The 20646-nt window shown below is 73.8% G+C and carries 18 protein-coding genes and 2 tRNA genes; 16 read left to right on the forward strand and 4 right to left on the reverse strand.

The features are described 5' to 3' along the window. Window positions 1–27 precede the first annotated feature (27 nt). Both ctaJ and BLT39_RS12320 read left to right on the forward strand, forming a co-directional pair. On the forward strand, window positions 28–312 hold the full coding sequence (gene ctaJ / locus BLT39_RS12315; protein ID WP_091063410.1) for an aa3-type cytochrome oxidase subunit CtaJ: 285 nt from the start codon (window positions 28–30) through the stop codon (window positions 310–312). A gap of 37 nt (window positions 313–349) precedes the next feature. Beyond that, window positions 350–790, forward strand: a complete 441-nt coding sequence (locus BLT39_RS12320; protein WP_091063412.1) for a DUF5130 family protein — start codon at window positions 350–352, stop codon at window positions 788–790. A gap of 52 nt (window positions 791–842) precedes the next feature. Here BLT39_RS12320 and pepN read toward each other — a convergent pair whose 3' ends face one another. Next, window positions 843–3398, reverse strand: coding sequence for an aminopeptidase N (pepN, locus tag BLT39_RS12325; protein ID WP_091063414.1), 2556 nt, complete (start codon window positions 3396–3398; stop codon window positions 843–845). A gap of 137 nt (window positions 3399–3535) precedes the next feature. Here pepN and BLT39_RS12330 point away from each other — a divergent pair, with 137 nt between their 5' ends. From BLT39_RS12330 to BLT39_RS12345, 4 genes are read left to right on the forward strand one after another with little or no spacing between them, the layout of a single operon-like run. Further along, window positions 3536–4201 carry a mycothiol-dependent nitroreductase Rv2466c family protein gene (locus tag BLT39_RS12330; protein WP_091063416.1) on the forward strand — a complete coding sequence of 222 codons (666 nt, stop codon included), beginning with the start codon at window positions 3536–3538 and terminating at the stop codon, window positions 4199–4201. Window positions 4202–4240: 39 nt separating this feature from the next. After that, entirely contained in the window at window positions 4241–5002 is a 762-nt protein-coding gene (locus BLT39_RS12335) for an SDR family oxidoreductase (RefSeq protein ID WP_091064955.1), read from the forward strand. Window positions 5003–5015: 13 nt separating this feature from the next. Then, on the forward strand, window positions 5016–5483 hold the full coding sequence (locus BLT39_RS12340) for a ribose-5-phosphate isomerase (RefSeq protein WP_091063418.1): 468 nt from the start codon (window positions 5016–5018) through the stop codon (window positions 5481–5483). Window positions 5484–5490: 7 nt separating this feature from the next. Further along, complete coding sequence (locus tag BLT39_RS12345; protein WP_091063420.1) at window positions 5491–6057, forward strand: hypothetical protein; 567 nt, start codon at window positions 5491–5493, stop codon at window positions 6055–6057. Between the two features lies 1 nt (window position 6058). On the opposite strand, the gene BLT39_RS12350 is transcribed toward BLT39_RS12345, so the two are convergent. Then, window positions 6059–7336 (reverse strand): GNAT family N-acetyltransferase, encoded by a 1278-nt coding sequence (locus BLT39_RS12350; protein WP_242658361.1) that lies wholly within the window; start codon window positions 7334–7336, stop codon window positions 6059–6061. A 152-nt stretch (window positions 7337–7488) separates the two neighbouring features. On the opposite strand from BLT39_RS12350, the gene BLT39_RS12355 reads away from it, so the two are divergent. Further along, entirely contained in the window at window positions 7489–8994 is a 1506-nt protein-coding gene (locus tag BLT39_RS12355) for a hypothetical protein (protein ID WP_091063421.1), read from the forward strand. Between the two features lie 7 nt (window positions 8995–9001). After that, window positions 9002–10009, forward strand: coding sequence for a sigma-70 family RNA polymerase sigma factor (locus tag BLT39_RS12360; RefSeq protein WP_091063423.1), 1008 nt, complete (start codon window positions 9002–9004; stop codon window positions 10007–10009). A gap of 15 nt (window positions 10010–10024) precedes the next feature. Here the strand turns inward: BLT39_RS12360 and BLT39_RS12365 are convergent. Further along, window positions 10025–10095 (reverse strand) — tRNA-Gly (locus BLT39_RS12365). A gap of 57 nt (window positions 10096–10152) precedes the next feature. Here BLT39_RS12365 and BLT39_RS12370 point away from each other — a divergent pair. The 5 genes from BLT39_RS12370 to clpX all read left to right on the forward strand — a co-directional run bounded on the left by BLT39_RS12370 (window position 10153) and on the right by clpX (window position 15035). Continuing rightward, window positions 10153–10226 (forward strand) — tRNA-Pro (locus BLT39_RS12370). Between the two features lie 113 nt (window positions 10227–10339). Beyond that, the gene (gene tig / locus BLT39_RS12375) at window positions 10340–11938 is read left to right on the forward strand and encodes a trigger factor (RefSeq protein ID WP_091063425.1); all 1599 of its coding nucleotides are present in this window, start codon (window positions 10340–10342) and stop codon (window positions 11936–11938) included. A gap of 263 nt (window positions 11939–12201) precedes the next feature. Next, entirely contained in the window at window positions 12202–12834 is a 633-nt protein-coding gene (locus BLT39_RS12380) for an ATP-dependent Clp protease proteolytic subunit (RefSeq protein ID WP_479723794.1), read from the forward strand. Between the two features lie 16 nt (window positions 12835–12850). Then, on the forward strand, window positions 12851–13477 hold the full coding sequence (locus BLT39_RS12385; RefSeq protein ID WP_091063428.1) for an ATP-dependent Clp protease proteolytic subunit: 627 nt from the start codon (window positions 12851–12853) through the stop codon (window positions 13475–13477). Between the two features lie 283 nt (window positions 13478–13760). After that, window positions 13761–15035 carry an ATP-dependent Clp protease ATP-binding subunit ClpX gene (gene clpX, locus BLT39_RS12390; RefSeq protein WP_091063431.1) on the forward strand — a complete coding sequence of 425 codons (1275 nt, stop codon included), beginning with the start codon at window positions 13761–13763 and terminating at the stop codon, window positions 15033–15035. 140 nt (window positions 15036–15175) lie between these two features. On the opposite strand, the gene valS is transcribed toward clpX, so the two are convergent. Beyond that, window positions 15176–17749, reverse strand: coding sequence for a valine--tRNA ligase (gene valS / locus BLT39_RS12395; RefSeq protein WP_091063434.1), 2574 nt, complete (start codon window positions 17747–17749; stop codon window positions 15176–15178). Window positions 17750–17791: 42 nt separating this feature from the next. On the opposite strand from valS, the gene folC reads away from it, so the two are divergent. Genes folC through BLT39_RS12410 form a run of 3 tightly spaced genes read left to right on the forward strand, consistent with a single transcriptional unit; the run spans window position 17792 to window position 20641 of the window. Further along, complete coding sequence (folC, locus tag BLT39_RS12400; protein ID WP_207507921.1) at window positions 17792–19174, forward strand: bifunctional tetrahydrofolate synthase/dihydrofolate synthase; 1383 nt, start codon at window positions 17792–17794, stop codon at window positions 19172–19174. Continuing rightward, the gene (locus BLT39_RS12405; RefSeq protein ID WP_091063436.1) at window positions 19171–19563 is read left to right on the forward strand and encodes a DUF4233 domain-containing protein; all 393 of its coding nucleotides are present in this window, start codon (window positions 19171–19173) and stop codon (window positions 19561–19563) included. Before folC ends, BLT39_RS12405 begins: the two co-directional genes overlap by 4 nt. A 7-nt stretch (window positions 19564–19570) precedes the next feature. Then, on the forward strand, window positions 19571–20641 hold the full coding sequence (locus BLT39_RS12410) for a DUF3048 domain-containing protein (RefSeq protein WP_242658362.1): 1071 nt from the start codon (window positions 19571–19573) through the stop codon (window positions 20639–20641). The last annotated feature ends 5 nt before the right edge of the window (window positions 20642–20646 follow it).

Consider the following 20646-nt stretch of genomic DNA (forward strand, 5'->3'; position numbering starts at 1 on the left):
GGCGTCACCCCCGGTAGATTCCCGCAGGTGACCGTCGTCGAGACCCTCCTCGTCTTCCTGGTGGCCCCGTTGGCGGTGGTGCTGCTGGCCTACGCGCTGGTGATGCTGCCGGCGATGAAGGCCCGCAAGCGCTACAAGCCCGGTGAGCCGTGGGGCCACGAGGCGATCTGGTACGAGCCGCACCGCCCGGGCGGCGGCGGGCACGGCGACGACCACCCGGCACTGGGCAAGCAGGCCGCGGCGCTGGCGATCGGCGAGACCGCCGGCCACCCCAAGCGCACCGCGGCCGGCGGCGCCCGCGGCACCTGGTGACCACCCGACCCCTGCAGGACAAGAGAGGCAGCCGCTGATGGCCACCGAGCTCGAGGACACCCGCGAGCCCATCGTCGACGACCAGGAGGGGCCGAAGGCCTCGCCCTTCACCCCCTCGGAGCTGCTCCGGCTCGACGAGGCGCTGACGATGTCCTCCCGCGAGACCGGGCTGCGGTTCACCCTCTACATCGGGGACCTGCCCACCGACACCCGCGCCGGCGCCGAGGACCTGCACGCCCGGTCCGGGGACGACCCCAGCCAGTCGGTGCTCATCGCCGTCGCCCCCGACCAGCGGGTGCTGGAGATCGTCACCGGCTCGGCGGCGTCGCGCCGGCTGCCCGACCGGGCCTGCGCCCTGGCGGTGCTGACGATGACCGGCCGCTTCGGCTCCGGTGACCTGGTCGGCGGCATCGTCAACGGCCTGCGCCAGCTCTCCGACCAGGCCGGGCATCCCGCCGCCCACCGTCCGCGGCACTGACCCCGCACGGAGGAGGGCCCCACCGCGCCGCGGTGGGGCCCTCCTTCGTGTCTCAGCTGCCGGCGGCCTGGCGGTCGCGCTGCTGGGCGCGCAGCGAGCGGGCGACGCCGTCGCGGCCCTCGCTGACCAGCCGGCGCAGCGGCGCCGGGTGCGCCGGGTCGGCCAGCCACGCGTCGGCCGCCGCCACCGTCTCCTGCGACACCTGCTTCGGGAACAGGTACTCCACGGCGTTCTTGGCGATCTCGCCGGGCCGCCGCTCCCACAGCGGGGCGACGTCGGCGAAGTAGCGCTCCACGTAGGGCGCGGTCAGCTCGCGCTGGGCCGGGTGCCAGAAGCCCGCGACCATCGCCTCGTGGATCGAGTTGGCGATCGACTCGTCGTGGAAGGCCCGCTGCCAGGTGTCGGCCTTGGACTCGGCCGTCGGGCGCAGGGCCCGGGCGGTGGCCACCCGACGGGCGCCGGTGGCGGTGGCGTCGCGCTCGGCCTCCGCGTCGATCTCCGCGTCGCCGGCCGCGCCGACCGCGACCAGGCCGTGCAGGAAGGCCCAGCGCGCGTCGGCGTCGACCACCAGGCCGGGCACCTCCAGCGAGCCGTCCAGCAGCCCCCGCAGCGCGGCCACCTGCTCGTCGGTGCGGGCCGCGGCGGCCAGCGTGCGCGACCACTGCAGCTGGGCGTCGGAGCCGGGCTCGGCGCTGCGCAGCCCGGCGAGGGCGTGGTCGCCCAGGGCCGTCCAGCCCTCGGCCGCCCAGGCGGGGTCGGCGTAGTTGGCCAGCGCGGCCTGCACCCGGGCCAGCAGCGACTGCACCACCGAGATCTCGTCCTCGGAGTCGACCCCGGCCAGCACCAGCGCCACCCAGTCGCGGGCCGCGAGCTCGCCGTCGCGGGTCATGTCCCAGGCCGCCGACCAGCACAGCGCGCGGGGCAGGGACTCGGTGAGGTCCCCGATCCGCGACCGCAGGGTGGCCAGCGAGCGGTCGTCGAGGCGGATCTTGGCGTAGGTCAGGTCGTCGTCGTTGACCAGCACCAGGTCGGCGGCCGGGTGGCCGGCGAGCTCGGCGACCTCGGTGCGCGCGCCGGACACGTCGAGCTCGACCCGGTGGGTGCGGGTCAGGCCCCCGGGGCCGGCGCTGTAGAGGCCGACGGCGAGCCGGTGGTCGCGCAGCACCGGGTGCTCGGGTACGGCGGTCTGCTCGATGGCGAAGCTGCGGTAGCGGCCGTCGTCGTCGACCTCGATGACCGGGCGCAGGGTGTTGACCTGGCTGGTCTGCAGCCACTGCTCGGCCCACGCGGACAGGTCGCGGCCGGTGGCCTCCGACAGCGGGCCGAGCAGGTCGGCGAGGGTGGTGTTGCCGTACTCGTGGGTGCGGAAGTAGCGGCGCACGCCGGCGAGGAAGGCGTCCTGCCCGACGTAGGCGACCAGCTGCTTGAGCACCGAGGCGCCCTTGGCGTAGGTGATCCCGTCGAAGTTCACCTCGACCGCCGCGACGTCGACCATGTCGGCCGCGATCGGGTGGGTGGAGGGCAGCTGGTCCTGCGCGTAGGCCCAGCTCTTCTCGGTGTTGGCGAACGTGGTCCAGGCGGTCGTGTACTCGGTCGCCTCGGCCTGGCACAGCGTGGAGATGTAGGTGGCGAAGGACTCGTTGAGCCACAGGTCGTCCCACCAGCGCATGGTCACCAGGTCGCCGAACCACATGTGCGCCAGCTCGTGCAGGATCGTCTCGGCCCGGCGCTCGTAGCGGGCGCGGCTGGTGCGCGACCGGAAGACGTAGTCCTCCAGGAACGTCACGCAGCCGGCGTTCTCCATCGCCCCGGCGTTGAACTCGGGCACGAAGAGCTGGTCGTACTTGTCGAACGGGTAGGGGTAGTCGAAGACCCGGTGGTAGAAGTCGAAGCCCTGCTTGGTCACGGTGAAGATGGCGTCGGCGTCGAGGTGCTGGGCCAGCGAGGCGCGGCAGTAGATGCCCAGCGGCAGGCCCTCGTGGGAGTCGGTGACCTTGGCGTAGGGGCCGGCGACCAGCGCCACCAGGTAGGTGGAGATGCGCTTGGTGGGCTCGAAGTGCACCAGCTGCGACCCGGCCTCGCCGGCCTCGATGGTGCGGCCCCCGGTGTTGGAGACGACCTGCCAGTCGAAGGGCGCGGTGACGTGCACGGCGAAGGTCGCCTTGAGGTCGGGCTGGTCGAAGCAGGCGAACATCCGCTTGGCCTCGGCCGGCTCGAAGTGCGAGTACAGGTAGACCGCGCCGTCCTCGGGGTCGACGAACCGGTGCAGGCCCTCGCCGGTGCGGCTGTAGCGGCACTCGGCGTCGACCACCAGCTCGTTGGTGGCGGCCAGGCCCGGCAGGGGCAGGCCGCCCTCCTCGGTGTAGCCCGACACGTCCAGAGCGGTGCCGTTCAGCGTGGCCGAGTGCACCCGGTCGGCGACCAGGTCGATGAAGGTGTCGGCGCCGGGGGTGGCCGCGTCGAAGCGCACCGTCGTGGTCGACCGGAACGTCTCCTCGCCGGCGTGGCCGGCACCGTCGGTGACGTCGAGCTGGAGGTCGTACTCGTGGACGGCGAGGAGCTGGGCGCGGTCGGCCGCGGCGTCGCGGGTCAGGTTGGGAACAGCCACGCCGCGCAGCTTCCCACGAGGGTGCGACAGGTCCCGGCGCCCGGGGGACAGGTGTGGACCGGCGGGCCGGGTGGGAACAACGGGGCCGCCCGCCCCCTTGCAGGGCGTCGAGCAACCCGCGAACCCGAGGAGATGGCATGACCGAGGCCGTGCAGACCGCCCCCACCAGCGCGAAGGTCGACGTCTGGGTCGACCCGCTGTGCCCGTGGGCCTGGCTGACCAGCCGCTGGGTGATCGAGGCGTCGAAGGTGCGAGACCTGGACGTCCACTGGCACGTGATGAGCCTGGCCGTGCTCAACGAGGGCCGGGACCTGCCCGAGCAGTACGTCGAGATGATGAAGCAGGCATGGGGCCCGGTGCGTGTGCTGATCGCCGCGCAGCAGCAGCACGGCGACGAGGTCGTCGGCGACCTGTACACCGCGATGGGCACGCTGCGCCACCAGGAGGGCAAGGAGCTCTCCGAGGTCGTCGCCCCCGCGCTGGAGAAGGTCGGCCTGCCGGCGTCCCTCGCCGAGGCCGCCGACTCCACCGAGTACGACGAGGCCCTGAAGAAGAGCCACCACGAGGGCATGGACCCCGTCGGCGAGGACGTCGGCACCCCCGTGCTCCACGTGGACGGCGTGGCCTTCTTCGGCCCGGTCATCAGCCGGGTCCCCACCGGCGAGGAGGCCGGCAAGGCCTTCGACGGCGCCGTCCTGCTGGCCAACCTGCCCGGGTTCTGGGAGCTCAAGCGCACCCGCACCGAGGACCCCGACTTCTCCACCGTGCCGGCGTCGGCGCTGGAGGTCACCAGCCGCGCCTGAGGCAGCGCGGGCCCACGGGGGTGCGGCATGCTCGCGGGCATGCCGCACCCCCGCCGCCAGCGCATCGTCATCACCGGGGCCAGCTCCGGGCTCGGCGAGGGCATGGCCCGCCGCTGGGCCGCCGCCGGCCACGACCTGGCCCTGCTGGCCCGGCGCACCGACCGCCTCGAGCGGCTGCGCGACGAGCTGGCGGTGCACGGCCGCACCGTGGTCGTCGCCCCGCTGGACATCGACGACCCCGACGCCGTCGCCGAGACGGTGCCGCGGGTGGTCGGGGAGCTCGGCGGCGTCGACCGGTTCGTGGCCAACGCCGGCCTGGGCAAGGGCGTGCCGGTGGGCACCGGGGGAGCGCGGCCCAACCGGGCCGTGCTGACCACCAACGTGCTGGGCACGCACGCCACCTGCGAGGCCGCCGTCGCGCTCTTCCGCGCCCAGGGCCACGGCCACCTGGTGGTGGTCTCCTCGGTCGCCGGGGTGCGCGGCATGGGCGGCACCCGCACCGCCTACGCCACCTCCAAGGCCGCCGACGCCGTCCTCGCCGAGGGCATCCGCGCCGACCTGCTGTCCTCGCGCGCCACCCGCGGCATCCGGGTGACCACCGTGCACCCGGGCTTCATCGAGACCGACATCAACACCGGCCGCCGCGGGCCGTTCACCGTCGACCTGGAGACCGGCGTCACCGCCCTGGTGGCCGCCGTCGACCGCGAGCCGGTGCGGGCCTACGTGCCGGAGTGGCCGTGGCGGGCGGTCGCCGGGCTGCTGCGGGTGCTGCCCCTGCCGGTCGCCGCCCGGCTGTCCTGACAGACTCACCGCCATGCGCGTCTTCCTCGGGACCGACCACGCCGGCCTGGAGCTCAAGGCCCACCTGCTGGAGGCGGTCGCCGCCGCCGGGCACGAGCCGGTCGACTGCGGTGCCTTCGACTACGACCCCGACGACGACTACCCGCCGTTCTGCATCGAGGTCGGCGAGCGCGTCGTCGTCGAGCCCGGCTCGCTGGGCGTGGTGATCGGCGGCTCGGGCAACGGCGAGCAGATCGCGGCCAACAAGGTCCCCGGCGTCCGCGCGGCGCTGGTGTGGAACACCTCGACCGCCGAGCTCGCCCGCCAGCACAACGACGCCAACGTCGTCGCGGTGGGTGGCCGCCAGCACAGCGTCGAGGAGGCCACCGAGCTGGTGCTGACCTTCCTGCGCACCCCGTTCTCCGGCGACGAGCGGCACGTCCGCCGGATCGGCCTGGTGGCCGAGTACGAGCAGGAGCGCCACCACCCCGCGGGGGGCTGAGCAGCGCATGACCGGGATGGACGGGGACGACGTCCGGACCGCGGTCGAGGAGGCCGTCGGCTTCCTGGTGCGCGTCCCCGACCCGGCCGCCCCGGTGCTGGACACCGACGTCGCCGGCGTGGTCTGGCACATCGGCACCTGCCTGCACTGGTACGGCCACGACCTGGTCATGGGTCGCGTCGACCTGACCGCCGGCCGCTGGGAGCCCGACCCCGACGCCGGGTACGGCCGGCTGGTCACCGGCCTGGCCAGCTGGGGCGAGGTGCTGGCCCGCGTGCTCGACGCCGCCGACCCGGGCGAGCGCGGCTTCCACCCCTGGGGCGCGCCCGACCCGGCCGGCTTCGCCGCGATGGCCTGCGCCGAGGTGCTGGTGCACACCGGGGACGTCGCCGAGGCCCTGGAGCTGCCGTGGGCGCCGCCGTCCGACCTGGTCTCCGCCGTCCTGGCCCGGCTGTTCCCCGGCGCCCCGACCGGGCAGGACCCGGCGACCACGCTGCGCTGGGCGACCGGGCGGGCCGACCTGCCCGGCCGGCCGCGCCCGTCGTCGTGGTCGTACGCCGCGGCGGCCGGCTAGGTCAGAACGCGTCCGGGCTCTGCGGGGCGACCGGCCAGGAGAACGACGTCGACGCCAGCGCCACCGCACCGGGGCTGACCTCGGTGACCCGGCCGGCCCGGTGCAGCGTGCCCAGCGAGACCCCGCCCAGGTAGACGGCGGCGAGGTCCTCCACGCCCAGGAGCAGGTCCGGGTCGCGGTCGGTGCGGCTGCAGTACCCACCGGCCGGGTGCCCGGTCAGCCGCCAGCGCCCGTCGTTCCAGGGGCAGAACGGGTCGCGCACCTCGAGCACCAGGTCGATCGGCGCGGGGTAGCGGCGGGCGGCGAGGGCCCGGCCGACGTCCACCAGCCGCAGCCACAGCGCGTCCGAGGGCGCGGTGGTCACCGAGCGCGGGTCGGCGACCATCGACCGCAGCGGGTCCTCGCTGCCCAGTGCCCAGGACGACAGCTCCCGGACCAGGTCGTGGCCGAGCAGGAAGCGCCACAGCGCCGTGCGGGTGGCCGCGTCGGCGGCGACCAGGTCGGCCACCAGCAGCTTGCCCTCGGGCTCGTCGCGGGGGGACCAGCCCTCCTTCTGCCGGTAGCTGGCGTACCCGGTCACCGTCCCGTCGGGGGCGGTGTGCAGCGCGTACCGACGCTCGGTGAACCCGTCCCGGTCCTCCTTGTCGTCGCGCAGCTTGCGGTCCCACCAGCGGGTGTCGCGCGCGAGGTTGCCCGGCACCTCGCGGCGCAGCCGCTCGTACAGCGGGACGGCGGCGGCGCGGTAGTCCTCGACGTCCACCAGCGTCGTGCGCCCAGCGGACCCGGGCAGGTCCGATCGCAGCCGCACCCGGCCGGGGTCCAGCGAGATGCCGCCGCGCCAGACCGCGGGCGCGTAGCCGAACCGGCCGTAGATGCTGCCCTCGGCGGCCCACAGCGCGGCCAGCGGCTCGGTGCCGGCGGCCTGCACCTCGTCCAGCTGGCGCCGCATGACCGCGGTGAGCACGCCGCGGCGCCGGTGGGTGGGGGAGACGGTGATCCAGGTGATGCCCGCGGTGGGCACGACGCCGCCCGGGACGGTGAGCTCGAGGCTGTACACGCCGGCGGTGGCCGCGACGAAGCCGTCCTCGACCAGGGCGAGGGAGCGGTCGAGCTCGGCGGTCGGGCTGGGCACGTCCACGTAGGGGCCGCGCGGGTCCTCGCCGAAGACCCGGCTCATCGCCGCGCCGAACGCCGGCCACTCCTCGGTGGTGGTCGGGCGGAGGGCGGCCACGAGGGCGGGGTCGGCGGCGGGCACGGCGGGGGGCGGGACGTCGGTCACCGGACCTGCCTACCGGTCGGGGGCCGCCACGGCGACCGGTTTGCGCGGTGCCGGCCGTCGCGGGGGACCGTGACGGCGACGCGCGATCGGACCGCCGGGGAGCCGTTAGGGTCGGCAACGGCCCGCTCCGGGGCCGTGTCGAGTGGAGGTCCATGCGTTCCCGCCGTGTCCCCGTCCGTGGCGCCGTCGCCGCCCTGGCCGGCCTGGTCCTGGTCGCCTCCTGCTCGTCGGGGGCCGACGGCGGGGACGCCGAGCCCACGTCGGCGTCGGCGGGGCCGCAGCAGCCGGTGCTCGCCGCCCCGCAGGCCGGGGTGGTGCTGGTGGCCGACGCCGACCCGGCCGCCGCGGCGGTGTCGGCCAGCCGCGCGCTGTTCACCTCCTCCCCGGTCGTCGTCGTCGCACCCGCCGCCGACCCGCTCCCGGAGGACGCCGTCGACGCCGCCGAGCAGCTGCACGTGCCGCTGCTGCTGGCCGGCGGGGACGCGGGTGCGCTGACCGCGGAGCTGGACCGGCTGGGCGCGCAGCAGGTCGTGCTGGCCGACGGTGCCCCGGACACCGGGCTGGGTGACCGGGACGCCGTCCCCCTGACCGACGAGCTGCCCGGGGTGACCGCCCCCGAGCCGCTGGAGGGCGTCGTCGCGCTGTCCAGCGGTGGGCCGGAGACCGCGGCCGCCGCGGTGACCGCCCGCGCGGCCGGTGCGGCGGTCGCCGACACCGCCGGGCAGACCGACCCCCGGGCCTCGGCCGCCGCCGTCGACGCCCTGGCGGGCACCCGCCCCTCCACCGTGCTGGCCCTGGGCGCCGCGTTCACCGGCGCGGCCGGGCTGGACTGGAAGACCGCCACGGCGGCCACGGGCGAGCAGCTGCCCGGCGGTGGCCAGCTGCTGTTCCCCGAGCACTTCCTGGTCGCCATGTACGGGTCCACCGAGGGGCCGGCGCTCGGCGTGCTGGGGGAGCAGGGCCTGGACGCCTCGATCGCGCGCGCCCAGCAGTTCGCGGCGCCCTACGCCGGGCTGCTGCCCGACCGGACCGTCGTCCCCACATTCGAGATCATCGTGACCGTGGCCTCCGGTTCGGCCGGGCCGGACGGCAACTACTCCACCGAGCTCGACCCCGAGGCGCTGCGGCCCTACGTCGAGGCGGCGGGCGCCGCCGGGCTCTACGTGATCCTGGACCTGCAGCCCGGGCGCACCGACTTCCTCACCCAGGCGAAGCTCTACCAGTCGCTGCTGGAGCTGCCCTACGTCGGGCTGGCGCTGGACCCCGAGTGGCGGCTGGGCCCCGACCAGGTGCACCTGCGCCAGATCGGGTCGGTCGGCATCGACGAGGTCAACGCGGTGGTCACCTGGCTGGCCGACCTGACCCGGGCCGGCGCCCTGCCGCAGAAGCTGCTCGTGCTGCACCAGTTCCGGCTCAGCATGATCACCGACCGCGGACGGCTGGACACCAGTCGCGACGAGCTGGCGCTGCTGGTCCACGTCGACGGCCAGGGCAGCCAGCCCGACAAACAAGGCACCTGGGACGCCCTTCACCAAGGGGCCCCTTCTCCGGTCTACTGGGGGTGGAAGAACTTCATCGACGAGGACTCGCCGATGCTCACCCCGGAGCAGACGGTGCAGCAGGCCCAGCCCCTGCCGGAGCTCGTCACCTACCAGTGAGGACCCCATGACCGAGCTGCTCGACGCCGGCACCGAGGTCGTCGACCGCCCCGAGCTCGAGGCCCGGATCGCCACGCACCGGCGGGAGCTGACCGGGTACTGCTACCGGATGCTGGGCTCGTCCTTCGACGCGGAGGACGCCGTCCAGGAGACGATGGTCCGGGCCTGGCGGTCGCTGGACAAGTTGCAGGGCTCCGGCGCGCTGCGGTCCTGGCTGTACCGGATCGCCACCAACGTCTGCCTGGACACCCTCGACGGGCGCAAGCGGCGGGCGCTGCCGGTGGACCTCTCCGACGAGCCCTACGCCCCGGTCGAGGCGTCGCTGGCGGAGACCCTGCCCGAGGGCGCGTGGGTGGAGCCGGCGCTGACCGGGTCGGTGCTCGGTGGCGACCCCGCCGACGCCGCGGTGCTGCGGGACTCGGTGCGGCTGGCCTTCGTCGCCGCGCTGCAGGTGCTGCCGCCCCGGCAGCGGGCGGTCCTGGTGCTGCGCGAGGTGCTGCGCTGGCGGGCCGAGGAGGTCGCCGGGCTGCTGGACACGACCGTCCCCGCGGTCAACAGCGCGCTGCAGCGCGCCCGGGCCACGCTCGCCGGCCAGGACTCCAAGGCCCGGCCGGGCGAGGTGGACGCCGACCAGGCCGCGCTGCTGGCCGCCTACGTCGACGCCTTCCAGCGCTACGACATGGACGCCTTCGTCAAGCTGCTGCACGACGACGCCGTGCAGGACATGCCGCCCTTCGCCATGTGGCTCCGCTCGGCCCGCGACGTCGTGGCCTGGATGCAGGGCCCCGGCTCGGGGTGCCGGGGGTCGGCGCTGCTGCCGGTGGACCTCAACGGGTCGACGGCGTTCGCGCAGTGGAAGCCCGACGGCGCCGGCGGCTGGGTGCCGTTCGCGTTCCAGGCGCTCGAGGTCCACGACGGCCGGATCAGCCGGATCACGTCGTTCCTGGACACCCGGCTCTTCGAGCTGTTCGGCCTGCCGGCGACGCCCCCCGCGGAGGCGCTGCCGCGCAGCTGAGGTACGGCCGCTGAGAGCGGGTGACCGGGATCGAACCGGCATGGCCAGCTTGGAAGGCTGGGGCTCTACCATTGAGCTACACCCGCGAGGCAGTGCCCGACCAGGGTAGCGGTTGGCCTGCGGCCTAGACTCGGGCCTCGCCACGGGGTGTGGCGCAGCTTGGTAGCGCACCTGCTTTGGGAGCAGGGGGCCGCAGGTTCAAATCCTGTCACCCCGACACGACGCCCACCCGGTCTCTTGGGAGACTGGCGGGCATCTGGGCGCGCCGTGGCCTGAGCCAGGCAGGGCGCGCCCCCCATCCTGACCGTCTGCACCGAGGAGCGCTGCACTGTGAAGAGCACCATCGAGAACCTGGGCCCGACCCGGGTCCGGCTCGCGATCGAGGTGCCGTGGGGCGACCTGGACCACGCCTTCGGCGAGGTCTACAAGGAGCTGGGCCGGCAGGTCCGCGTCCCCGGCTTCCGTCCGGGCAAGGTCCCCAACCGCATCCTCGACCAGCGCATCGGCCGGCCCGTCGTCCTGGAGCAGGTCGTCCAGCACGCCGTCCCCGAGGTCTACTCCGAGGTCGTGCGCGAGCACCAGGTGCGCGTGCTGTCCCAGCCCGACGTCGAGGTCACCCGCATCGACGACGGCGACACCCTCGCCTTCACCGCCGAGGTCGACGTCGCCCCCACCCTGGAGCTGCCCGAGCTGGACTCCCTGGCGGTGACCGTCGACGACGTCGAGGTCGCCGACGAGGAGATCGACAGCCAGGTCGACGTCATGCGCGAGCGGTTCGCCGTGCTGACCGGTGTCGACCGGGCCGCCGCCGACGGCGACTTCGTCTCCATCGACCTGCAGGCCACCCTCGACGGCGAGGTGCTCGAGGACGGCACCACCTCCGGCATGTCCTACGAGGTCGGCACCGGCACCCTCATGGAGGGCCTGGACGAGGCCGTGCGCGGCCTGTCCGCCGACGAGTCGGCCACCTTCACCACCGCGCTGCTGTCGGGCGAGAACGCCGGCCGCGACGCCGAGGTCACCGTCACCGTCCGCTCGGTCAAGGCCAAGGACCTGCCCGAGCTCGACGACGACTTCGCCTCGACCGCCAGTGAGTTCGACACCCTCGCCGAGCTGCGCGACGACGTCCGCGCCCGCCTGGGCCGGGTCAAGGTCATGCAGCAGGGGAGCCAGGCCCGCGACAAGCTGGTCGAGCACCTGCTCGAGGTCGTCGAGGTCCCGGTCCCCGAGAACCTCGTCGAGCGCGAGCTGCAGTGGCGCACCCAGGCCATGGAGCGCGAGCTGCAGCAGGCCGGCATGGACTGGGACGCCTACTTCGAGATGGCCGGCATCGACGGCCGCGAGGCCTACGACGCCGACATGCGCGGCAACGTCGAGAACGCGGTGCGCACCCAGTTCGTGCTCGACGCGATCGCCGACGCCCGCGAGGTCACCGTCGACAACGACGACCTGTCGGCGCAGATCATGGCCCAGGCCCAGCGCAACCGGATGAGCCCGGAGCAGTACGCCCAGCAGCTGCAGCAGGGCAACGGCATCGCCGACTTCGTCGCCGACGTCCGCCGCACCAAGGCGCTGGCCCAGCTGCTCGAGCAGACCACGATCACCGACGCGTCGGGCAACGAGGTCGACCTCGAGGCGCTGCGCCCGCGGACCGAGCGGGCCGAGGGCTCCGACGAGGCCGAGGACGCCGAGGAGAAGCCGGCGAAGAAGGCCGCCGCCAAGAAGGCGCCGGCCAAGAAGGCCCCGGCGAAGAAGGCCGCCGCCGCGGAGGCCACGGAGGCCACCGACGACGCCGCTGCCGACGCCGAGGCCCCGGCCGAGGAGAAGCCGAAGAAGAAGGCCGCCGCCAAGAAGGCCCCGGCCAAGAAGGCCCCGGCGAAGAAGGCCGCCGTCGCGGAGGCCACGGACGAGGCCACGGACGAGGCCTGATCCTCACCGTCCCACCCACGACGCCCGTCCCGCCGCGCACCCCGCGGTGGGGCGGGCGTCGTCGTACCCCGGGTCGGTGTGCGCCCTCGGCGAACACCGGCCACAGCGGGAGTGGCCTGTCGGACGTGCGCGTTAGGGTCGACGTGACACCGAGAAGGGCCACCCCCGGCAGCGGGTCAGGCCCGCCCCCGGCGGCCCACAGCTCCACCGCACCACCACCCAGAGACCGCCTGCTCGACAGTCCTACGGAGGTCACCGCACACGTGAGCACCACACACCCGACCGCGCCGGTGATGCGCGGCGCCGGGACCATGATGAACCTCGGCGACTCGGTCTACGAGCGCCTCCTGCGCGAGCGCATCATCTTCCTGGGCACCCAGGTCGACGACACGATCGCCAACCAGCTGGCCGCCCAGATGCTGCTGCTGTCCGCCGAGGACCCCAAGCGCGACATCCACCTCTACATCAACTCGCCCGGTGGCTCGGTCAGCGCCGGCATGGCGATCTACGACACGATGCAGTTCATCGACTGCGACGTGGCCACCTACGGCATGGGCCTGGCGGCCTCGATGGGCCAGTTCCTGCTCACCGCCGGCACCAAGGGCAAGCGCTACGCCCTGCCGCACGCGCGGATCATGATGCACCAGCCCTCCGCCGGCGTCGGCGGCACCGCGGCCGACATCGCGATCCAGGCCGACCTGTTCCGGCGCACGAAGAAGGAGCTCAACGAGCTCCAGTCGCTGCACACCGGGCAGACCGTCGAGCGCATCAACGAGGACTCCGACCGCGACCGCTGGTTCACCGCCCAGGAGGCGCTGGAGTACGGCTTCGTCGACCACGTCGTGAGCAAGGCCTCCGCGACCACCGAGACCGACAACCCGGTCACCGAGAACTGACGCCGGAGGACCCGACATGAGCTTCCAGCTGCCGAGCAGCCGCTACATCCTGCCCTCCTTCACCGAGCGCACCAGCTACGGGATGAAGGAGTCCAACCCCTACAACAAGCTCTTCGAGGAACGCATCATCTTCCTCGGCGTGCAGGTCGACGACGCCAGCGCCAACGACGTCATGGCCCAGCTGATCACGCTGGAGTCCACCGACCCCGACCGCGACATCACGATGTACATCAACTCCCCCGGTGGCTCGTTCACCGCGCTGATGGCCATCTACGACACGATGCAGTTCGTCCGCCCCGACATCCAGACCGTCTGTATGGGCCAGGCCGCCTCCGCGGCCGCCGTCCTGCTCGCGGCCGGGACCAAGGGCAAGCGGCTGGCGCTGCCCTACTCGCGGGTGCTCATCCACCAGCCCTCGGGCGAGGCCGGCGGCCAGGTCACCGACCTGGAGATCCACGCCGCCGAGATCGAGCGCGTGCGCACCCAGATGGAGCAGATTCTGGCCCGGCACACCGGCCGGTCCCAGGAGCAGGTCCGCAAGGACATCGACCGCGACAAGATCCTCACGGCCACCGAGGCCAAGGAGTACGGGATCGTCGACGAGGTCATCCAGAGCCGCAAGCTCAACGCCCTCCCGGCCTGACCGCACGGGCTCCGGGGCCTCGCTCCTGAGGCTCCGGAGCCCTACGGTCACAGACGTGCGCCGGGGGTCCCCGGGGCGCGTGTGAGTCGGGGTGGACGACAGCTGACACCCGGGTGCGTCACTGCCCGGGAACGTCGGAGAGGGCCGGTACGGTCGGCGGACACCCGATCCCCGGCACCTCGCCGGCTCGTGCACGAGTCCCGCCGCCGGCGGGGTGGTCAGGGACGACGATCGAGGGTCCTGCACTTCCCAGCAGGCCCGTTGTGACACGGAGGTCAGCCAGGTGGCACGTATCGGTGAGAGCGGCGACCTGCTCAAGTGCTCGTTCTGCGGGAAGAGCCAGAAGCAGGTCAAGAAGCTCATCGCTGGCCCCGGGGTCTACATCTGCGACGAGTGCATCGAGCTCTGCAACGAGATCATCGAGGAGGAGCTCAGCGAGTCCTCGGACCTCAAGTTCGACGAGCTCCCCAAGCCCAAGGAGATCCACGCCTTCCTCGAGCAGTACGTGATCGGCCAGGACAAGGCCAAGCGCACGCTCGCGGTCGCCGTCTACAACCACTACAAGCGGATCCAGGCCGGCGGGGAGCGCGGCTCGCGCGACGAGAGCGTCGAGCTGGCCAAGTCCAACATCCTGCTGATGGGCCCCACCGGGTGCGGCAAGACCCACCTGGCGCAGACGCTGGCCCGGATGCTCAACGTGCCCTTCGCGATCGCGGACGCCACCGCGCTCACCGAGGCCGGCTACGTCGGCGAGGACGTCGAGAACATCCTGCTCAAGCTGATCCAGGCCGCCGACTACGACGTCAAGCGCGCCGAGACCGGGATCATCTACATCGACGAGGTCGACAAGATCGCCCGCAAGAGCGAGAACCCGTCGATCACCCGCGACGTGTCCGGCGAGGGCGTGCAGCAGGCGCTGCTGAAGATCCTCGAGGGCACCACCGCGTCGGTCCCGCCGCAGGGCGGTCGCAAGCACCCGCACCAGGAGTTCATCCAGATCGACACGACGAACGTGCTGTTCATCGTGGGTGGCGCCTTCGCCGGCCTCGAGGAGGTCATCGAGGCGCGCACCGGCAAGCAGGGCATCGGCTTCGGCGCCCAGGTGCGCGGCAAGGCCGAGATCGAGGAGGCCAACGCGATCACGCAGGTGCTCCCCGAGGACCTGCTGAAGTTCGGCATGATCCCCGAGTTCATCGGTCGTCTGCCGGTCATCACCACGGTGCAGAAGCTCGACCGCACCGCGCTGATCAACATCCTCACCGAGCCGAAGAACGCCCTGGTGCGGCAGTACCGCAAGCTCTTCGAGCTCGACGGCGTCGACCTGGAGTTCACCGACGACGCCCTCGAGGCGGTCGCCGACCAGGCGCTGCTGCGCGGCACCGGTGCCCGTGGCCTGCGGGCGATCCTCGAGGAGGTGCTGCAGTCGGTCATGTACGACATCCCCAGCCGGGACGACGTGGCGACCGTGGTCATCACCGGCGAGGTCGTGCTGGAGCACGTGAACCCGACCATCGTGCCGCGCAAGCCCACCCGCGAGCGCCGCGAGAAGTCCGCCTGACCCGCTGACGCCGAGAGGCCCAGGACCCCGCGGGGTCCTGGGCCTCTCGGCGTTCGGGGGCGCCGCCGGTCACCCGGCAGGCATCCGGTCACCGCACGGCCCGACCGGGTGGCTGTGCGGTGACCGGATGCAGCCCGGGGTCACTCCGGGGCGGGTGCCAGGACGACGTCGACCGACAGCGGGCCCTCGCCGGGCTCCACGGTGAGCGCGGTGATGATGCCGGCGGCCACCAGGTCGCGGCGCACGGCCTCGACCAGCGCGACCTGGTCGGCGGGTGCGTGCACCACGGCCGACTCGACCGGCGCGCGCATCGACACCTTGGCCTCGCTCTTGGCCTTGCGGACCGCGGCGAGCGCCTCGGCGGCCACGCCCACCAGTGCGGCGTCCCCGCCGGCCGGCAGCTCCTCGACCGTGGGCCACGCCGCCCGGTGCACCGAGCCGGTCTGCCACCAGGACCAGACCTCCTCGGCGGCGAAGGGCAGCACCGGCGCCAGCAGTCGGTTGAGCACCGACAGCGTGGTCGCCAGGCCGGCCTTGGCCGACGTCGCGCCCTCGGCCGGGCCGCCGTCCTCGCCGTAGGCGCGGGTCTTCACCAGCTCCACGTGGTCGTCGCAGAACTGCCAGAAGAAGGTCTCGGTGACCTCCAGCGCCCGGGTGTAGTTGTAGGCCTCCATCGCCGCGGTGGCCTCGGCCACGACCGTGCGCAGCCGGGCGAGCAGGGCGGCGTCGACCGGCTCGGTGACCTCCGTGCCCACCAGGTCGGCCGTGGCGCCCAGGCTGCCGAGCACGAACTTGCCGACGTTGAGCAGCTTGATGGCCAGCCGGCGGCCGACCTTCATCTGCACCTCGTCGAAGGGCGAGTCGGCACCCGGCCGGGCACCGGCTGCCCGCCACCGGACGGCGTCGGTGCCGTACTTCTCCAGCACGTCGATCGGGGTGGTGGCGTTGCCCTTGGACTTGCTCATCTTCTTGCGGTCGGGGTCGACCACGAAGCCGGAGATGGCCGCGTGCGTCCACGGCACCTGGCCCTGCTCGTAGTGCGCCCGGACCACGGTGGAGAACAGCCAGGTGCGGATGATGTCGTGCGCCTGCGGCCGCAGGTCCATCGGGAAGACGTGCGCGAACAGCTCCGGGTCGGTGTCCCACCCCGAGGCGACCTGCGGGGACAGCGACGACGTCGCCCAGGTGTCCATGACGTCGGGGTCGGCGGCGAACCCGCCCGGCACCCCGCGCTGGTCCTCGCGGTAGCCCTCGGGGACGTCGGATGACGGGTCGACCGGCAGCGCGGACTCCGGCGCCAGGATCGGCTCGTCGTACACCGGCTCACCGGCGTCGTCGAGCCGGTACCAGACCGGGAAGGGGACACCGAAGAACCGCTGCCGGCTGATCAGCCAGTCACCGTTGAGGCCCTCGACCCAGTTCTCGTAGCGGTGCCGCATGTGCTCGGGGACCCACTGGATCTCGCGCCCGCGGGCGACCAGGGCGGCGCGCAGGTCGGCGTCCCGCCCGCCGTTGCGGATGTACCACTGGCGGGTGGTGACGATCTCCAGCGGGCGCTCGCCCTTCTCGAAGAACTTCACCGGGTGCGTGATCGGCCTCGGGTCGCCCTCGAGGTCGCCGGACTCCCGCAGCAGCTCCACGATCCGCTGCTGCGCGCTGAAGACCGTCTTGCCGGCCAGCTCGGCGTAGACCTCGGCGGGGACGCCGTCGGGGGCGTCGGGCAGCAACCGACCGTCCCAGCCGATGATCGCGCGGGTGGGCAGCTGCAGCTCGCGCCACCAGGTGACGTCGGTCAGGTCACCGAAGGTGCAGATCATCGCGATGCCCGAGCCCTTGTCCTTCTCGGCCAGGCGGTGGGCGACGACCGGGACCTCGACGTCGAACAGCGGCGTGCGGACCGTCTGCCCGAACAGCGGCTGGTAGCGCTCGTCGTCGGGGTGGGCGACCAGCGCGACGCAGGCCGGCAGCAGCTCGGGCCGGGTGGTCTCGATCTGCACCGGGCCGGACGGGCCGGCGAAGGCGACCCGGTGGTAGGCCCCGGGGCGCTCGCGGTCCTCGAGCTCGGCCTGGGCGACGGCGGTGCGGAAGGTGACGTCCCAGAGGGTCGGCGCCTCCTGCGCGTAGGCCTCGCCGCGGGCCAGGTTGTGCAGGAAGGCCCGCTGCGCGGTGGCGCGGGAGGTCTCGGAGATGGTCCGGTAGACGTTGCCCCAGTCGACCGACAGGCCGACCTGGCGCCACAGCTTCTCGAACTCGGCCTCGTCGACGGCGGTCAGCTGCTCGCACAGCTCGACGAAGTTGCGCCGGCTGATCGGCAGCTGGTCCTTGCCCGGCTTCTCCGGCGGGGTGAAGTCGGCGTCGTAGGGCAGCGAGGGGTCGCAGCGGACGCCGTAGTAGTTCTGCACCCGGCGCTCGGTCGGCAGCCCGTTGTCGTCCCAGCCCATCGGGTAGAAGACGTGCTTGCCGGTCATCCGGTGGTAGCGGGCGACGATGTCGGTGTGCGTGTAGCTGAACACGTGCCCGACGTGCAGCGACCCGCTCGCCGTCGGCGGCGGGGTGTCGATGGCGAAGGTCTGCGACCGCGGCGCCGCGAGCGCGGCGGCCCGGTCGAAGCCGTAGACGTCGTCCTGCGCCCAGGCGGCCACCCACTTGGCCTCGAGGCCCTCCAGGGTGGGCTTGTCGGGCACCGTGCCCGGGGGAGTGGCGTCTGCTGGCATGCGCCCATCCTAGGAAGGCCCGCGACTGGCATTCTTGACGGAGTGACCACCTCCCGCGACGAGGCCCGGGTCGAGGCCGAGCTCCTGGCCCGGTGGCCCGAGAGCCGCCTGGAACCCAGCCTCACCCGCATCTCCGCGGTGCTGGACCTGCTGGGCTCCCCGCACCGCGCCTTCCCCGTCGTCCACGTGACCGGCACCAACGGGAAGACCTCGACCGCGCGGATGGTCGACGAGCTGCTGCGCGGGTTCGGCCTGCGGGTCGGCCGGTTCACCAGCCCGCACCTGGAGTCGGTGCGCGAGCGCATCGTGGTCGACGGCCGGCCGATCAGCGCCGAGCGGTTCGTCGAGGTCCACGACGACATCGCCCCCTACGTGCGGATGGTCGACGGCTCCTCCGACGTCCCGATGTCCTTCTTCGAGGTCATGGTGGCCATGGCCTACGCCGCCTTCGCCGAGACGCCCGTCGACGTCGCCGTGGTCGAGGTGGGCATGGGCGGCACCTGGGACGCCACCAACGTCGTGGACGGCCGGGTCGCCGTCATCACGCCGGTCTCGCTGGACCACGCCGAGTACCTCGGCCCCGACGTCGCCAGCATCGCCGCCGAGAAGGCCGGGATCATCAAGCCCGCGCCGCCCACCGAGGAGGGCGTGCCCGGCCCGGACGTCGTCGCGGTGCTCGCCCACCAGCCCCCCGGCGCCCTGGAGGCGCTGGTCCGCCGCGCCGTGGAGGTCGAGGCCACCGTGGCCCGGGAGGGCACCGAGTTCGGCCTGCTCGAGCGGAAGGTCGCCGTCGGCGGGCAGCAGCTGCGCATCCAGGGCCTGGGCGGGGAGTACCCCGAGGTCTACCTGCCGCTGTTCGGCGCCCACCAGGCGCAGAACGCCACCGTCGCGCTCGCCGCGGTCGAGGCCTTCCTGGGCGCCGGCGCGGCCAGCGGGCCCGTCGACCCCGAGGTGGTGCGCGCGGCCTTCGCCGCCGTCCGTTCCCCGGGCCGGCTGGAGCGGGTGCGCAGCTCGCCGTCGGTGCTGGTGGACGCCGCGCACAACCCGGCCGGGATGCGGGCCACCGTCGAGGCCGTACGGGAGTCCTTCGACTTCACCCGGCTGGTCGGCGTGGTGGGCTGCGTGCGCGGCAAGGACGTCGCCGGCATGCTCGCCGAGCTCGAGCCGCTGTGCGCCGAGCTCGTGGTCACCCAGAACAGCTCGCCCCGGGCCATGCCGGCCGACGAGCTGGGCGCCCTGGCCGTCGACGTCTTCGGTGCCGACCGGGTCAGCGTGCACCCCCGCCTCCCCGAGGCGCTGGAGTCGGCGATCGAGCTGGCCGAGGCCGGCAGCGACCACGCCCTCGGCGGGTCGGGGGTGCTGGTCACCGGCAGCGTCGTCACCGCCGGCGAGGCGCGCACCCTGATGGGCCGGAAGGACGCATGAGCGGTACCCCGCGGGCGGCGGACCCGGCGCGGGCGGCCAAGGCGCTGTCCGGTGCGGCGGCGGCCACCCTGTTCCTCGAGGGCCTGGCCGTGCTGTTCGTGCCCCGGGCGATCGCGCAGACCGACGGCCTGGGCGGCGGGGTGCTCACCGTCCTGGTGGTGCTCGCGGTGGTGCTCGTGCTCGCCAGCGGGGTGCAGCGCCGCCCGCAGGGCCTGCTGATGGGCACCGTCCTGCAGGTCCCGCTGCTCCTCACCGGGCTGGCGTCCAGCGCCATGTGGTTCGTCGGCGGCGTCTTCCTGCTGATCTGGCTGTACCTGCTGCAGACCCGCAAGGACCTCGTCGGCTCCCCCTTCGGGCCGGTGCCCGACCCGCCGGCCACCGGCCGATAGGGGAGGGGTGACCCGAACGCGCCGGGCCCGGGCCCTGCTGGTGCTGCTGGCGGTGGCCCTGCCGCTGGTCGGCTGCGGGGCCGACGAGCCCGCACCCGCCGCGGCCCCCTCGACGACGGTGGCCGCGCCGACGACGACCGCCGCGCCCACCACCCCGCCCGCGCCGCAGCCGGTGGCCCCGCTCACCGGCCTGCCGGTCGCCGCCGTCGACCCCCGCCCGGCGTTGGCTGTGAAGATCGAGAACCCGCCGGTCGCCCGCCCGCAGGCCGGGCTGACCGAGGCCGACATGGTCTGGGAGCAGCTCGTCGAGGGCGGCACCAGCCGGCTGGTCGCGGTCTACCAGTCGCGGGTCCCGGCCAGCATCGGCCCGGTCCGCTCCACCCGGCCGATGGACCCGGCCATCACCGCGCCGCTGCACGGGCTGTTCGCCACCTCCGGTGGGCAGCTGCCCTACCTGCAGGCGGTCACCGCCGCCGGGCTGCAGCTGTTCAGCTTCGACGCCGGGGACGCCGGCTTCGCCCGCCGGGGGCCGCGGTCGGCGCCGCACAACGTCTACCTCGACCCCGCCCCGCTCTACGCCGCGGCCGACCCCGCCCACCAGGCACCGCCCGCCGCGCAGTTCGGCTACGCGCCCACCGCCGGCACCCAGACCACCGTGGTCGCCGGTGCACCCACCGGCCGGCTGGACCTGCGCCTGTCGCCCGAGGCCGTGCCGTCGTGGACCTGGAACCCGGTCGCCCGGGTGTGGGAGCGGGCCGAGGGCGCCGACCCCGCCTACGCCGCCGACGGCGTCCGGGTCGCCGCCACCAACGTCGTCGTCCTGCGGGTGGAGGTGGTGGAGACCGGGGCGCTGGACCCGGCCGGCAACCACGTGCCCGAGACGCTGCTGTCCGGGCGCGGGGGAGAGGCCGTCGTCGCGACCGGGGGCCGCACCGCCACGGTCACCTGGTCCAAGGGCGGCGACGCCGACCCCGTCGTCCTCACCGCCGCCGACGGCAGCCCGGTGCTGCTGGCCCCGGGCACGACCTGGGTCGAGCTGGTGCCCACCGGCAGCGGGTCGGTCGCGGCGGTTCCGTAGGCTGC

The sequence above is a fragment of the Klenkia brasiliensis genome, assembly GCF_900100695.1.
GTDB lineage: Bacteria > Actinomycetota > Actinomycetes > Mycobacteriales > Geodermatophilaceae > Klenkia > Klenkia brasiliensis.